We start from the raw sequence: 15,239 nt of genomic DNA, 5'->3' as shown, positions 1-15,239 counted from the left end.
CCCGTTTGCGGCGGCCGCGCGCGCGGCCGGCGTCCCGGCGGAACCCTGGGCGGCGGCGCGCAGGCGTGTCCAGAGCCAGAGCAGCAGCAGGGCCGTGGGGATCTCCACCTGGGCCCAGCCCACGGTCATCTGCAGCAGGGGATTCACCAGCAGCACGGCCAGCCAGGGCAGCACGACGTCGCCGCGCCCCCGCCCGACGGCGTGGGCAGCGCCGCACCAGGCGATCAGCGCCAGGAACAGCAGGCTCAGGTGTCCCGCCATCGCTTCCGCGCGGGCTGGATCGCCGCCGGCGAACGCCACGGGTAGCGTCATCAGCAAGGGATAGCCGGGGGGGCGGTGGACGAGAGGCTGCGGCACGTGCGCGGCGAAGGGAAAGGAGAGGGACAGGGGGTAGACCATGTCGTTGACGAATCCGTCCCCCTGAATCAGGTGGCGCGCGACCGACAGGTGGGTGTAGAGATCGCTCGCGGCGTGATGCGGCAACGGCTCACGCGCCGCCAGCCAGGTGAACGTCAGCGCCAGGGCGGCGGCCGCTGCCAGCAAGCGCCGGGTGAGGGCCGCGTGCGACACCGCTCAGCGTCCCCGTCGGCTGCCGGGTTTCACGAGCGGCAGGCCCTGGGCGCACAGGGGACATTCGTCCGGATCGTGCGTGGCCACGTCCACTTGCAGCAACGACTCCAAAGGGGCGGGCAGTTCCACGCCGGCGTCGGTGCGGTCGACCAGCGAGGCCAGGCCGCATACCTGTCCGCCTGCCTGCTCGACGAGGTCCGCGACTTCGCGCGTGGAGGTACCGCGGGTGACGACATCCTCGACGATCAGGGCCCTCTCGCCGGTCTGGATGCTGAAGCCGCGCCGCAGGCGCATCACGCCTTCCTTGCGCTCGGTGAAGACGAAGCGGCGGCCCACGGCTCTCGCGACCTCGTGGCCCAGCAGGATCGCACCGAGCGCGGGGGAGACGACGAGGTCGCAGGAATCGGCTTCGAAGCGTCCGGCGAGGCGACGGCCGAGCTCGGTGGCGAGCTCCGGGAACTGCAGCACCTGCGCGCACTGGAAATACGTATCGCTGTGCAGGCCGCTGCTGAGCTCGAAATGGCCGCGCTCGAGCGCGCCCAGTTCACTCATCAGGTTCAGCAGTTCAGACTCAGTCATGCGGACGACAACTCCTGGCTGATCTCCAACAACGCCGCGGCGGGATCGCCGGCCCGGGTGATGGGGCGACCGACGACGAGGAAATCCGCGCCGCTCTTCATGGCTTCGGCCGGTGTGGCGACCCGGCACTGGTCGTCATCGGAGGAACCCGCGGGCCGCACGCCGGGCGTGACCGCCAGCAGCTCGCCGCCCACCTCGTCGCGCAGGGCCGGAAGATCCCGGGGAGAGCAGACCACGCCGTCGCAGCCGCTGTCCAGGGCCAGTCGTGCCAGACGCACGATCCTGTCCCGGAGCGGCCCCCCGCCGGGGGCGGTTTCGTCCGCCTCCGCCAGGTTGAGGCTGGTCAACACGGTGACCGCCAGCAGTGCCGGTCGCCGCTGTCCCGGACCGGCGGCCTTCTCCGCCGCCTCGACCGCGGCTTCCATCATGCGCCGCCCGCCGTCGGCGTGCAACGTCATCATGACGACTCCCAGGCCGCAGGCCGCCCCGACCGCGCCGGCCACCGTATTCGGGATGTCCTTGTATTTGAGGTCCAGGAAGACCTCCTTGTTCATGTCACGCAGCGCGGCGAGGACCGCCGGGCCGGCGGCGGTGAAGAGCTCCAACCCGATCTTGACGATCCTGCCCCGCTCGCCCAGGGCGGCCGCCAGGGTGCAGGCGGATCCGGGGTCGGGGACGTCCAGGGCCGTGATGACGCGCTGGTCCAGGGGCAGCTTGCGCAGGGCGGCGGCCGGCGCGGCGGAGTCCATCATCGTGTTCCCGTTCTGGCGTGACGTGGAGAGAGGACCGTTCGGCGGACACACCGATCCCGGGCGGGGCAGGGGTGATTTGCCTTGCCCGTCCCAGGTCGTTGGTCTATACCCTTCTTAACAGCCGCCACGGCCGAATGCAATGCGAAACAGACGCCATCTGGCTGGAGGAATCCCCTTGCTGGACAGAAAATATCTGCGGGAGAACCGGGAGCGCGTGACGTGGGCCGTCAGGGCCAAGCGCGAATCGTTCGACGTCGATGCCTATTACGAAAAGGACGCCGCGCGGCGCGAGGCGCTGAAGAGCCTGGAGGAGTTCCAGGCCGAGGCGAACAGGGCCAACAAGGACATCGCCGCCCGCCGCAAGACCGGCGAGGACGCAGCCGAGGCGATCTCGCGCATGAAGGAGATCTCCGGCCGCATCAAGGCGCTCAAGCAGGAAGCCGCGGCCGCCGAGGCCGAGGTCGGGGAACTGTATCTGCGCATTCCCAACGTGCCGCACGAGAGCGTTCCCGAGGGTGGCGAAGAGGAAAACCAGCTGGTGCGCGAATGGGGCGAGGTCCGCGCGCCGGACTCCGCCGCCAGACCCCACTGGGAACTGGGCGCGGCACTCGGGATGATGAACCCGGAGGCCGCGGCGCGGATGTCCGGCTCGGGCTTCACGCTGTTGAGCGGGCAGGGCGCGCGTCTGGAACGGGCTCTGATCAACTTCATGATCGACGTGCATCTCGAACAGGGCTACACGGAAGTCAACGTGCCGTACCTGGTCAACCGGGACGCCATGACCGGCACGGGCCAACTTCCCAAGATGGAAGACGACATGTACTTCTGCGCCGTGGACGACCTCTTCCTGATCCCCACCGCCGAGGTTTCGGTCACGAACATCCACCGCCAGGAGACCCTGTCGGCCGACCGGTTGCCCGTCAAGTACGTGGCGTTCTCGCCTTGCTTCAGACGAGAGGCCGGCGCCGCAGGCAAGGACACGCGCGGCCTGTTGCGCGTGCACCAGTTCCACAAGGTGGAGATGGTCCAGTTCGTGCGGCCCGAGGCGTCCTACGACGCGCTCGAAGCCCTGACCGACGACGCCGAGGAGGTTCTGCGTCGCCTCGAACTGCCCTATCGCGTACAGACCCTCGCCACCGGCGATCTCAGCTTCGCCGCGGCCAAATGCTACGACCTGGAAGCCTGGGCGCCCGGTGTCGGCGCCTGGCTGGAGGTCTCGTCCTGCAGCAATTTCGAGGATTTCCAGGCGCGCCGGGCCGGTATCCGTTTCAAGGGCCCCGGCGGCGGCGGTTACGTGCACACGCTCAACGGTTCCGGACTGGCGCTGCCGCGCGTGATCGTGGCCGTCATGGAGAACTACCAGACCCCGGACGGCCGCATCCGCGTGCCGGAAGCGCTGCGTCCCTACCTGGCCGGACTCGAGTCCATCGGCTAGAACTTCCGCCAACCGCCGAGGAGGCCGGCATGGCCTGGTGGCCACAGTCGCTCAAGAGGCTGCGCAAGCGCCACATCTTCACCGCCTACCTGCTGGTCGGCAGCCTCATCATCTTCATGGCCATCAGTCAGGCCGCTTTTCGCGTCGCCGACCGGGTGGAGGAACAGGCCAGGCTCTCGACCTGGCTCCTGTCCCATTTCGCGAGCCTGCACCTGGCCCATGGCCAGATCGTCGGCCTGGGCGAAGTGCTGACCCGCACGCGCGAGATGGACGTTCCCTTCATCGTCACGGACAACCAGGGACGGCCGGTGCTGTGGAACGGCACCATGATCGGCATCCCCATGCCCGACGAGCAGGAAACCCTCGCCGGGATCGATCCCGAGGGGGGCAACGGTCCCGAACTGGACCGGATACTCGAGTTGATTCGTGAATACGACGCCCGCAACGAACCCTTCGCCATCACCGATCCGGCCACCGGCCAGCGCATGCTCACCCTCCACTACGGCGCGTCCGTGCTGGGCCGACACATCCGCTGGATGCCCTACCTGGAACTGATGCTGCTGGTGGTCTTCTTCCTGCTCATCGTCTGGGCCCTCAATGTCAAATGGGACGGCGACGAGCAGAAGCTGTTCGCCGGCATGGCCAAGGAGACGGCCCACCAGCTGGGCACGCCCATCACGTCGATCCTGGGCTGGCTGGCCATCCTGCGGGACAGGGCCTCGGGGGAGGACGAGGTGGTCGAGGAGATCGGCCGCGACGTGTCGCGGCTGGGGAAGGTGTCGGAAAGGTTCAGCAAGATCGGCTCCCGCCCCCGCCTGGACGACACCGACCTCCAGGATGCGGTAATGTCCGCAGTGGCTTATTTTGAGAAGCGGCTGCCCCACCTGAGTGGACGCGTGGACCTGAGGTGCGAGTGCGAGCTGAACAACCTGTGCCGCTTCAATCGCGATCTCATGGAATGGGTCCTCGAGAACCTGATCAAGAACGGCATCGACGCCTTGCCCGAACAGGGCGGCACCATCCTGGCCAGGCTGGACGATGGTCCCCGCGGCGGCGCGCTGATCAGGGTCTCCGACACCGGCAGCGGCATCCCGTCCGCCCACAGGAACCGCATCTTCGAGGCGGGCTTCACCACCAAGAGCCGCGGCTGGGGCATGGGACTCGCCCTGGTGAAACGCATCATCGTCCAGTATCACGGCGGCCGCATCCAGGTGGAGCGCACCGGTGCCACGGGCACCACGTTCCTGATCACGCTGCCCGGGGAGGGGAATTAAATTGCCGTTCAAGATCCTGTGGGTCGATGACCAGATAGAGGAATTGCGTTCCCACGTGGTCTACCTGACCGAGAAGGGGTACGAGGTGCAGGGCGCGAACAACGGGCGGGATGCCGTCGAGCTGCTGCGCAAAACCCCCTACGACGCCATCCTGCTGGACGAGATGATGCCCGGCATGGGCGGCCTCGAAACCCTCGGCGAGCTCAAGCAGGTCCGCGACAACGTACCCGTGGTGATGATCACCAAGAGCGAGGAAGAGGACCTGATGAACCGGGCCATCGGCCGGCGCATCGACGACTATCTCGTCAAGCCGGTCTCGCCCCTGCAGATCGTCTCGGCGCTGAAGCGGCTGCTGGAGGGCCGCCGCATCCGCGGCGAACAGATAAACCGCGATTTCCTGTCCCACTACCAGGGCGTATCCGCTCGTCTCGCGAACGCGCGGACGCCGTCGGATTGGGAATCCCTCTACTCGGATCTTGTCACCTGGGAGCTGGACCTCTATTCGTACAGCGACCACGGTCTGCTCAGCACGCACGAGGAGCAATGCGCCGAGGCCAACCGCGTCTTCGCCCGTTACGTACGCGATCATTACGCGGGCTGGGTCAACGGGGCCGACGGGTCCCCGCTCCTCAGTCCCGACATGATCCGCACCTGGGTCGCGCCGGAGATCGAATCCGGCCGTCAGGTCTACTTCATCGTCATCGACTGCATGCGGCTGGATCAGTGGCAGCACGTGGAATCGTTGCTGGAGCCCTACTTCCAGATCGAAAGGCGTCTCTACTGGTCGATCCTGCCCACCGCCACCCCTTTCGCCCGCAACGCCCTGTTCGCGGGCATCTACCCCGGCGAGATCGCGTCCAGCTACCCCGAGTGGTGGAAAGGATCCAGCGTCCAGCAGCATTCCAAGAACGCCCACGAGCAGGAACTGCTGGGCGAGCAGCTCAAGCGCCTGAACTCGCCGGCGGCCACCAGCTACCGCTACTACAAGGTCTACGACGCGCGCGACACCGATGATCTGCGCCGCCACGTCGGTTCGCTGGACGACCTGCGGCTGGTGGCCGCGGTATACAACTTCCTGGACATCATGGCGCACGGCCGCGCCCAGTCGTCGATCCTCAAGGAACTGGCGCCGGACGTGGCCGCCTTCCGCTCCCTGATGCGCAGCTGGTTCGAACATTCGACGCTGTTCGAGGTGTTGAAGCACCTGGCCCGCAAGGACGTGACCGTGATCATCACGACCGATCACGGGTCGACCATGTGCACCAAGGCCACGACCATCAAGGGCAACCGCGACACCAGCAGCAACGTGCGCTACAAGTACGGGGACAATCTCGGTGTGGACGAGAAGGCCGTGTTCCTGATGAAGGAGCCGGAGGAATACATGTTGCCTCGTCAGTCCGCCATCGAGAATTATGCCATCACGACCGAGAACCATTATCTGGTCTATCCGACCAACTACCATGAGTACGAAAGGTTGTATCGCGGGAGCTTCCAGCACGGCGGCGTCAGCCTCGAGGAGATGATCGTGCCGTTCGCCGTGATGCGTCCCCGATAGTCGAACGCCATGGATCATGCCTTGCCCGACGAGCGGGACTTCGGCCCCGGACTGGTGTCAGGATCGCCAGCGGACACGCTGGACCTCGGCCTTCGTGCGGCCGACCTGCTGGCCGGGGGAGAGGTGCTTCTGCTGTGGGGGCCGCTCGGCGCCGGCAAGACCCTCTTCACCAAGGGACTATGCCGCGGGCTCGGCGTGGACGAGGACGTGACGTCGCCGACGTTCACCATCGCCAATCGCTACGCGGGCCGTTTCGTGGTCCATCACCTGGATTTCTATCGACTCGGGACGCAGGACGACCTGCACGACACGGGGCTCGATGCCGTCATGGACGAGGTCGAGGACGGTCGCGCGGTGTTGCTGGCCGAATGGCCCGCGCCGCTGCTGCCGTGGCTGTCCGCGCGCCTGGAGTTCCTGGTCACCCCGGGCGCGGGCGAGGATGAACGGATCTGGCGGCTGCGCGGCGTGCCGGAGCTGCCGTTGCGCTGGCGCGGCTTCCTCCGCGGAGGGAGGACCTGATGCTCTGTCTCGCCCTGGACACCTCGACGACCTGGGGCCGCTTCGCCATCGCCGAGGACGGCAACGTGCTCCGGTACCAGCCCTTCAATGTAACGGGCACTTACGCCGATGCCCTGCTGCCGGTGATCGACGACCTGCTAGATGCCGCGGGCCGGGACCGGCGCGATCTCGACGCCGTGGCGGTCTGCAGGGGGCCGGGCAGTTTCACCGGCGTGCGCATCGGCGTCGCGACCGCCAAGGGCATGGCCTGGAGTCTGGGCTGTTCGCTCTATGCCGTTTCCACCCTGGAAGCCATGGCGGGAGCCATGTTGGCCGAGAATCAGGCCTATGCGTGGGCCGTGCCGGTCCTGGACGCCAGACGCGGCGAGGTGTTCGCCGCCGTCTATCGCCGACGCGACGACTGGGTGGAGGAGATCCTGCCGCCCGCTCCCCGCCGGCCCGACGCCTGCTGGCGGGAGCTGTTGGCCGCCGTGCCGTCTCCCGAGGCCTCCGTCTATGCCGGCAACGGCGTGTCGTTGCTGTTGGGCGAAGGTCCGGCACTGCGCGCGGAATTGCAGGAGACAGGCTCGCCGCGCGTGCGTCCCTGGGAGTCCGCGCATCCCGCCACGGCGCGCGCGGTGGCCTGGGCGATCAGCCGCGACCGGACCCGTTTCACGGAGGTGCATCCCTTCGTCTTGACTCCCGCGTATCTGCGCGTCTCCGACGCCGAGGTCAAGCGGGGCCTCGACCTCACGCCGCGAAGTCCGCGAGGCGCCGCACCACGGCGCGGGGAGGACGTATGAGCATGACGGACAGGATCGAACTGAGACGGTCCTTGCCTGTCGATCTGCCGCGGATCGCCCACATCGAAGCGGCGAGCTTCTCCGATCCGTGGCCCGAGGATTCCCTGCTGACCGAGTTGCGCACCGACCGCATGCGTCGGCCCCTGTCCGCGCTGAGGAACGGCGAGGTGGTCGGGTACCTCATGGCCTGGAAGGTCGCCGACGAGTGGCATGTGATAAATCTGGCGGTGGCCACCGGCGAGCGGCGTTCGGGTATCGGCACCCTGCTCCTGGAGGCGACACTCGCCGCGGCGGTGGCCGAGGGATGCCGCACGGCCACCCTGGAGGTGAGAGTCGGCAACGAGCCGGCCCTGGCCTTCTACGCGCGCCATGGCTTCGAGTCGATCGAACGCCGGCCGCAGTACTACAGAGATACCGGCGAAGATGCCCTGGTGCTGATCCGGTTGCTGGCTGCAACGGATCGTTGAAGCGGACGCGGCAAGCCGTTTCGACTTGTCGCCGGACCGCCGAGAGGCTAGTCTTTGCAAGCCCGCCGCCCCGCCCGGCGGCGCGGATCTTCGCAGCGAGGAGTACGAGATGTCCTGGATAGATCAGGCCAAGAAGGGCATCAAGGCCCTGACCACCCAGAAGACGGAGATACCCGACAATCTCTGGAGCAAATGCCCCTCCTGCGGCGAGATTCTCTATCATCGGGAATTGACGCGGAATCACTGGGTCTGCACCAACTGCAACCACCATCTGCGGATCAACGTGCTGCAGATCCTCGCCCTGCTCGCCGACGAGGGCACATGGAACGAGACGCACCGCGGCATCACCTCGAAGGACCCGCTCGAATTCAAGGACTCCAAGAGCTACAACGATCGCATCAAGGCCAGCCTCAAGAAGACCGGGCGCGACGACGCGATCATCACGGGGCGCTGCGAGATCGACCACCTGCCGGTCTGCCTGGGGATCATGGACTTCGATTTCATGGGCGGCAGCATGGGATCGGTCGTCGGCGAGAAGATCGCCAGGATGCTGCTGGATTCGTTGCGCGACCGGGAGGCCGCGGTCATCGTGTCCTGCTCGGGCGGCGCGCGCATGCAGGAGTCCCTGCTCTCGCTCATGCAGATGGCCAAGACCAGCGCGGTACTGTCCCGCCTGAAGGAGGAGGCCATCCCCTTCATCTCCATCCTGACCCACCCGACCACGGGCGGCGTGACGGCGAGCTACGCGTCCCTGGGCGACGTGATCATCGCCGAACCGGGGGCGCTGATCGGTTTTGCCGGTCCGCGGGTGATCCAGCAGACGATCAACAGCGAATTGCCCGAGGGTTTCCAGTCCTCGGAATTCCTCCTGGAGCACGGCATGATCGACATGATTGTCAATCGCAAGGATCTGAAGACGCGCGTGGGACAGGTTCTGCACTGGTTCGTGGCCGGACGGGAAGTCTCGGTCGAGCAACCCTTCCGCGGTTGAGACGGTATGGCCGGTCCCGATGCCAAGTCCTACGACGATATTTCCTATCCAGGTGAACCGGGCGTCGGCGATCGGGCGCACCCCCCCTTCGCGCCGGACAACGAGACCACCCGCTGGCTCTTCTCCCTGAACCGCAGGGGCATCCGGCCCGGGCTGAAACGGATTCGCGGCCTGCTGGAGGATCTGGGTCATCCCGAGCATGCGTACCGGATACTGGTGATCGCAGGCACCAACGGCAAGGGCAGCACGACGCACTTGCTGGCGCGCCTGCTCCGGGACGCCGGGTACCGCACCGCCTGTTTCACCAGCCCCCACCTCTTGCAGGTCTACGAGCGCCTGACCCTCGACGACCGGCCCGTCGCGCCCGACCTGTTCTGTCGTACGGCCGAATCGTTGCGATCCGCGGTGGAGAGACACGAGGCGAGCTGGTTCGAGGCGCTCACGGCGACCTCGCTGGCGATCGCCCGGGATGCCGGGGTCGACGTCTTCTGCTGCGAGACCGGCCTGGGCGGCCGTCTCGACGCCAGCAACGCCCTGCCGCAGGCGGCTTTGCTGTTGACCGGCGTATCCCTGGACCATCAGCAGATCCTGGGCGGGACCGTTGCCGAGATCGCCGCCGAGAAGCTCGGCCTGCTCAAGCCGAATGCGCCGTTGTTCACCGCCGTGACGCAGGAATTGCGCGGCCAGGTCTTCGCGGCCGCCGTCGCTGCGGGCAGTCCCTGTCACTTCCTGGATGAACTCGTGCGCGTGGACGACCGCGGCGAGGTCTGGGACCTCACGACCCGCCATCGCCTCTTCGCAGGCCTGCCCGTCCTGCGGCCGCCGCCCCTGCGCCGCAACGCCGCCCTGGCCCTGCTCTGCCTCGACGAGCTGTCTGCGGCCGGGATTCTCGGCCTGCCCGACGATCCGGCCGCCTCCCTGCGTCGCGTGTTCCTGCCGGGCCGGTTCCAGCAGATCCTGAGCGGCCCCGACTTCGTGGTGGACACGGCCCACAACGCGGAGGCGCTCTCGGTGGCTCTGACGGGTTTTCTGGACAGGCCATGCACCGGTCGCCGGATCGTGCTCTTCGGCGGTCTGGCGGACAAGGATCCCGGCGACGAGACCGGCCGGCTGCTGGCCCGGGCCGATGCCGTCCTCGCGGCGCCGGTGGGATTGCCGAGATCGCGGAACCCCGGCCAGCTGAAATCGTTGATGGACCGATGGGGACTCGCTACGCACAATGCCGTCGAGGTGCACGATGATCTGACCGCGGCCTTGAAGGCCCTGGCGGGGACGGTCTCGCCGCAGGACTCCGTGCTCGCCTGCGGCTCGTGCTTCCTGGTGGCGGAAGTCCTCTACGCGCTGGGATTCCGGTCTCTGGAGGATACGCGCCGCGTTCGCGGGGCCGGACCGGTGCTGGAGGGATTGCGGGACGGGGAGATGTCATGACGGAGCAGCTGGTACTGGGGGCGGACATCGGCGGTACGGCGGTGAAGTTCGTCGTGGGCGGCGCCGAGGATCCCGACAGGTATTCGGGCGAGATTCCCACCGACACCAGCGATGTCCTCGAGACCTTCGTCCGACTGGCCGCGGCCGTCGCGGATCGTCTGCCGCCCGGCGTCGCGCTCGCCGCCGCGGGCCTGGCCTGCGCCGGCATCGTGGACCCGGTCCGGGGATATCTCGGCCGCGCCCCCAACCTGCCCGGATGGGAGGAAAGCGATCTGGCCGGCGCCCTGCGCGAGGCTTTCGGCGACATCCACGGCGTATTCGCCAACGACGTGAACGCCGCCCTGGCCGGTGAGGCGCGCTTCGGCGCCGGCCGGGGCTGTCGAGACCTCGTCATGCTGGCGCTGGGCACCGGTGTCGGCGGCGCGGTTATGGTCGACGGGCGCCTGGTCACGGGCACGCGCCACGGCGCCGGCGAGATCGGACACATGATCCTGGATCCCGACGGGCCCCTCTGCGGATGCGGCAACCGCGGCTGCGTCGAGGCCTATGCCGGTTCGCGCGGACTGCTGGCCGAAGCGCGCCGGCGCGCGGACGGACCGGGTGCCGGCCCGGCGCTGCGCGAGTTGATCGCCGCGCGGGGCGCCGAACTGACGACCCGCGACCTGGCCGCTCTGGCCGTCGCCGGCGACAACCCGACCGCATCGCTGTTCCGCGACACCGGGCGCATGCTGGGTATCGCCGTCGGCAACCTGGTGAACCTGCTCGATCCGGACAAGATCATCATCGGCGGCGGTGTGGCCCAGGCGGGAGATCTCATCTTCACGCCTTGTCGAGCGACGGCCGCCTCGCTGATTCTCTGCGTGGCGAGCCGCGATACGCCTATCGAACCCGCCGAGCTGGGACCGCACGCGGCCGCGCTCGGCGCCTCCCGCCTCGCCCGGGACGGCCTGGAGGCGGCATGAAGTCGCCGGGCCGGCAATACGTGCTGACCGGGACGTCCCTCCTTTGCGCGATCATCTGGTTGACCGCCGCGACCGATCCGCCCGTCCGCGACGCACCGCACGCGCCGCGCACCGACTACCGCGCCGACCGCCTGGTCGACCGTGTCGTCGACGGCGAGAAGGTCACCTGGTTGATCGGCAACGTCGTGGTCGTCAGGGATTCTCTCACGGTGCGGGGCGACTCCGCCGCCTTCTACGGGGACCGGGACGAGTACGAGTTCTTCGGAGACGTCCGCATGACCCGCGCCGCCGCCGTCCTCACCTGCCGCCGCGCCGTTTATCACGGCACCACGGAGGAGGCCGAATTCTACCGCCAGGTCCGCCTGGAAGAAGGCGACATGATCGCGACCTCGGACGAGGGCGAGCTGCGCGAGGGCGGCGACCGGTTCCGTCTGATGCGCAGCGCGCGTCTCGTCACGCCGGAATACGTGGTCTGGGCCGACACCATCACGCGCTGGGACGAGGAGGACCGCGGCGAGGCTTCAGGGCGCGTGAAGATCGTCGACCCCGAGCGCGCGAACCTGGTCACGGGCGAGCACGCCCTGTTCTACCGGCAGCAGGACCTGGCGATCGTCGATCGCGCGCCGAATCTGACGAGCCGGGAGCAGGGCCGCCGCCCCCTGCGCGCCGTGGCCGAGGTGATGTACTTCCACCACGCCGAGAAACGCGTGGTCATGGTCGACAGCGTCCGCATCTACCAGGGGACGACCTCGGCCAGGGCCGATACGGCGGTGATACACGGCCAGGACCGCGTGGTGCTGACCGGCGCCCCGGAACTCGACGACGGGGAAGGCAGCACCATGGACGCCGAGGAGATCGAATTCGTCTACCTGGACGGCGAGCTGGACCGCGTGCACCTGAGGCGCGAGGCCCGGGTCGTGGACCACGAACCGTCCCAGCTGGCGCAGCAGTACCTCGGCCTGCCGGGCACCGACGAACTGACCGGCGACGACATCACGGTGTTCTTCGCGGACGAGGTGCCGGACCGGTCAGTGGTCGTGGGCAACGCGCATAGCGTCTACGTGCCCCTGGACGTCGCCGAGGAGGTGGCCTTCAACGACGTCACCGGAGACACCATCGTCATCGCCTTCCAGGACGGCAAGGTGCGCCAGGTCGATGTCATGGGGGGCATGAGCGGCGTCTACTCCTTCCTGCGGCTGGCGGAGCTTGGCGCCGTCACCGACAGGGCGGCCGCCCTCCTGGACAGCCTCGCGACCGCGGGAGGCGACTCCGTCCCGCCCGGTCTCCCGGGCGGGACGTCCGGCGCGGACCCGACAGCGCTCCTGACGGCAATGGCCGCGGGCGATGCCGCGGCGGCCCCCGCCGATACGACGTTCGCATCGCTGCTCGCAGACTCGACCCTGGCCGCCGTGCTGGCCGACAGCGCGCTCGTCGGAACCCTCATGCGCGCTGCGAGCGACACTCTGTCGGACGGCCGCCGCACCTGGGATTTCGGCGCCAATCGGCAGAAAGTCGAATACGAGGGGGATGCCGCCATCTTCGATCTCGCCGGCCGGCAGATCCACATCGCCGGCAACGCCAACCTGGTCTACGGTTCGCTGGACCTGACCGCCGGCAAGGTGCGCATGGACCTCCAGACACGCGAACTCTACGCGGAGGACAAGCCCCTGCTCGTGGACGCGTCCCAGAAGATCGCGGGCCGCCAGCTGGGATACGGCTTCGAGCACCGCACCGGCGCGGTGCGCGAGGGCGCGACCGCCATGGACGAGTTCTTCTACGTGGGCGAGGAGATCAAGCGCTTCGACGACGGCACCCTGAAGATACGATCGGGCAAGATGACCTCCTGCGACCTGGCCGAGCCGCACTATCATTTCTGGGCCGACAAGATGAAGATCCGCCCCGGCGACAAGGTGGTCGCCAAGCCCATCGTGATGAAGATCGGCGAGGTGCCCGTCTTCGCCCTGCCCTTCTATTTCAAGGCGCTCGAGACGGGCCGCAAGTCGGGCATCCTCTTTCCGAACTTCAATTTCGGCTGGTCGGAGCGGACGGGGCGTTACATCCGGGACTGGGGCTACTACTGGGCGACCAGCGACTACACCGATTTCACGGTGCGCGGCGACTACAACGAGAACCGCGAGCTCACCTGGCAGGTCAGCAACCGCTACGTGAAGCGCTACAGCTTCACGGGGAACGTCGACTACTCGCGACGCAACACGCTCGGGGAGCAGGCCGGCACCCGCGAGTGGCAACTGCGGTGGAATCACAGCCAGGAGACCCTCTTCGACTACTACCGTTTCCGCTCCAGCGTGCAGATGTCCAGCAAGACCATCTCGCGCGAGGACCTGATCAGCGACGTGGGCCGGGACGTCATCAGCGGACAGCAGACCTCGACCATCTACCTCAGCCGCAACTGGTCCAACCTCAGCGCCACGCTCAACTTCAAGCGCGACGAGTTCGTCAACCGCGAGGACGACGACCTCGGTTCCAACAACCTGCTGTCGACACAGTCCTTCCCGCAGCTGAAGCTCACGTTCAAGAGCACGTCCCTGCTGCCGGCCCTGCGCACGGGGCAGAAGGGGAACGTGGTCGGCAACCTGCTGCGCAGCACATACCTCAGCCACAATTACGATTTCAGCAGCGCGCGCAAATCGTACGAAACGACGGACAACACGCTGCATTCGGCGCGGGGCTCGGCCTCGCTCTCGCTCAAGCAGCAACGGCTCTTGTTCCTGACCGCCAGCACCGGCGTCGGCGGCAGCTATTCCTGGACGCGCGAGGAGGACTCGGGTACGGCCTACGTCCTGGATCCCGACACGAACTACGTGGCCGAGGATGTGCGTTCGATCGCGGAAAACAACGACACGGGCTTTTCCATCAACTCGGCGGTCTCGGCCAAGCTCTACGGCCTGTTCCGGCCGAAGATCGGGCGACTGCGCGCCATCCGGCACACCTTCGGCTTCAACGTGAGCCATCGCCTGTCACCCAGCATTCCCGGCAAGCAGATCCGTTCGGAGTCCTTCGGGCTGTCGGTGAACAACCGCTTCGACGCCAAGTACCTCGCCGGCAGCGAGGCCGATTCCATCGCCGAGTACAAGAAGCTCGACGGCATCATCGACTGGGGCTTGAGCACGGGCTACAGCCCGGACCGAGATCCCGACAGCCGCTGGCAGACCATCAGCAGTTCCCTCACGGTCAAGCCGGGCCAGAACCGCAACCTCAAGGTGACGGTCAACCAGTCCATCGATCCCTACGCCATGCGCGTGACCAGCACGCGCATCGTCTACGGTCTCAGCTTCAACGGCCGCGTGGATACCGGCGGCGAGGTGCTGGTCCTGGAGCGGGAACGCAACAGCACCATCGACCTGCTCGGCATCGGCGCCGACAGCACCGCGGTCGTGGACGACGAGGAGGCGTACCTCTTCACCGGGGAGCAGGACGGACGCCTCGATGATGCGGACGAGGCGTTTCCCGGTTTCGCCTACTTCGGCGCGGAAAGGGCCGATGGCGGCCGCGACGAGACCGGGGGCGGGCGTTACATTCCCTGGCGTCTGGGCAGCAACTTCTCCTACAGCAAGGACCACATCAGCGACAACACCACGGCGCGCGTCAGCCTGAGCTTCGGTGTCACCTTGACGCGCAACTGGCAATTCGACTACCGGACGAGCTACGACATCGAACGCGGCACCCTGACCAACCAGACCTGGAACCTGTCCCGCGACCTGCATTGCTGGCAGCTGCGTTTCTCGCGCACGGTCAACGCCGTGGATTCCCAGTTCGGTTTCATCCTGTCCCTGAAGTCCATTCCCGACGTGAAGGTGACCCGCGGCAAGGAGGACATGGTCAGCGGATACGGACGCGCCACCAGCGGCCTCCTGCCATGAGTCGCCGAAAGTCCGCTCCAGGACTGGAGAAACTCCATTTTTTG

General features: G+C 67.3%; 13 protein-coding genes. 10 read left to right on the top strand and 3 right to left on the bottom strand.

Features of this window, described 5'->3' with window-relative positions; all coding sequences use genetic code 11:
- The 3 genes from KJ554_12480 to pyrF all read right to left on the bottom strand — a co-directional run.
- A partial coding sequence (locus KJ554_12480) for a hypothetical protein (GenBank protein MBU0743149.1) occupies window positions 1-570 on the bottom strand: 570 nt, incomplete at its 3' end.
- Between the two features lie 3 nt (window positions 571-573).
- Window positions 574-1,149, bottom strand: coding sequence for an orotate phosphoribosyltransferase (gene pyrE, locus KJ554_12475; GenBank protein ID MBU0743148.1), 576 nt, complete (start codon window positions 1,147-1,149; stop codon window positions 574-576).
- Window positions 1,146-1,898, bottom strand: a complete 753-nt coding sequence (gene pyrF / locus KJ554_12470; GenBank protein ID MBU0743147.1) for an orotidine-5'-phosphate decarboxylase — start codon at window positions 1,896-1,898, stop codon at window positions 1,146-1,148. Before pyrF ends, pyrE begins: the two co-directional genes overlap by 4 nt.
- A 178-nt stretch (window positions 1,899-2,076) precedes the next feature.
- Between pyrF and serS the strand changes: the two genes are divergently transcribed.
- The 10 genes from serS (at window position 2,077) to KJ554_12420 (ending at window position 15,195) form a co-directional block, all read left to right on the top strand.
- Window positions 2,077-3,336 carry a serine--tRNA ligase gene (serS, locus tag KJ554_12465; GenBank protein MBU0743146.1) on the top strand — a complete coding sequence of 420 codons (1,260 nt, stop codon included), beginning with the start codon at window positions 2,077-2,079 and terminating at the stop codon, window positions 3,334-3,336.
- 29 nt (window positions 3,337-3,365) lie between these two features.
- On the top strand, window positions 3,366-4,610 hold the full coding sequence (locus KJ554_12460) for a HAMP domain-containing histidine kinase (GenBank protein ID MBU0743145.1): 1,245 nt from the start codon (window positions 3,366-3,368) through the stop codon (window positions 4,608-4,610).
- A 1-nt stretch (window position 4,611) separates the two neighbouring features.
- On the top strand, window positions 4,612-6,165 hold the full coding sequence (locus KJ554_12455) for a response regulator (protein MBU0743144.1): 1,554 nt from the start codon (window positions 4,612-4,614) through the stop codon (window positions 6,163-6,165).
- Between the two features lie 9 nt (window positions 6,166-6,174).
- Window positions 6,175-6,684 carry a tRNA (adenosine(37)-N6)-threonylcarbamoyltransferase complex ATPase subunit type 1 TsaE gene (gene tsaE, locus KJ554_12450; GenBank protein ID MBU0743143.1) on the top strand — a complete coding sequence of 170 codons (510 nt, stop codon included), beginning with the start codon at window positions 6,175-6,177 and terminating at the stop codon, window positions 6,682-6,684.
- Complete coding sequence (gene tsaB, locus KJ554_12445; GenBank protein MBU0743142.1) at window positions 6,684-7,466, top strand: tRNA (adenosine(37)-N6)-threonylcarbamoyltransferase complex dimerization subunit type 1 TsaB; 783 nt, start codon at window positions 6,684-6,686, stop codon at window positions 7,464-7,466. The genes tsaE and tsaB overlap by 1 nt, the downstream gene beginning before the upstream one ends.
- Window positions 7,467-7,468: 2 nt before the next feature.
- Window positions 7,469-7,933 (top strand): ribosomal protein S18-alanine N-acetyltransferase, encoded by a 465-nt coding sequence (gene rimI / locus KJ554_12440; protein MBU0743141.1) that lies wholly within the window; start codon window positions 7,469-7,471, stop codon window positions 7,931-7,933.
- A 109-nt stretch (window positions 7,934-8,042) separates the two neighbouring features.
- Window positions 8,043-8,924 carry an acetyl-CoA carboxylase, carboxyltransferase subunit beta gene (gene accD / locus KJ554_12435; GenBank protein ID MBU0743140.1) on the top strand — a complete coding sequence of 294 codons (882 nt, stop codon included), beginning with the start codon at window positions 8,043-8,045 and terminating at the stop codon, window positions 8,922-8,924.
- Window positions 8,925-8,930: 6 nt separating this feature from the next.
- Entirely contained in the window at window positions 8,931-10,352 is a 1,422-nt protein-coding gene (locus tag KJ554_12430; GenBank protein ID MBU0743139.1) for a hypothetical protein, read from the top strand.
- The gene (locus KJ554_12425) at window positions 10,349-11,314 is read left to right on the top strand and encodes an ROK family protein (protein MBU0743138.1); all 966 of its coding nucleotides are present in this window, start codon (window positions 10,349-10,351) and stop codon (window positions 11,312-11,314) included. Before KJ554_12430 ends, KJ554_12425 begins: the two co-directional genes overlap by 4 nt.
- Complete coding sequence (locus tag KJ554_12420) at window positions 11,311-15,195, top strand: hypothetical protein (GenBank protein ID MBU0743137.1); 3,885 nt, start codon at window positions 11,311-11,313, stop codon at window positions 15,193-15,195. The genes KJ554_12425 and KJ554_12420 overlap by 4 nt, the downstream gene beginning before the upstream one ends.
- Window positions 15,196-15,239: the final 44 nt, after the last annotated feature.

The sequence above is a fragment of the bacterium genome (genome assembly GCA_018814885.1).
In the GTDB taxonomy this organism is placed as follows: Bacteria; Krumholzibacteriota; Krumholzibacteriia; order LZORAL124-64-63; family LZORAL124-64-63; genus JAHIYU01.
Note: the sequence above shows the minus strand (reverse complement) of the source record. Positions and strands in the feature narration are given on the sequence as shown.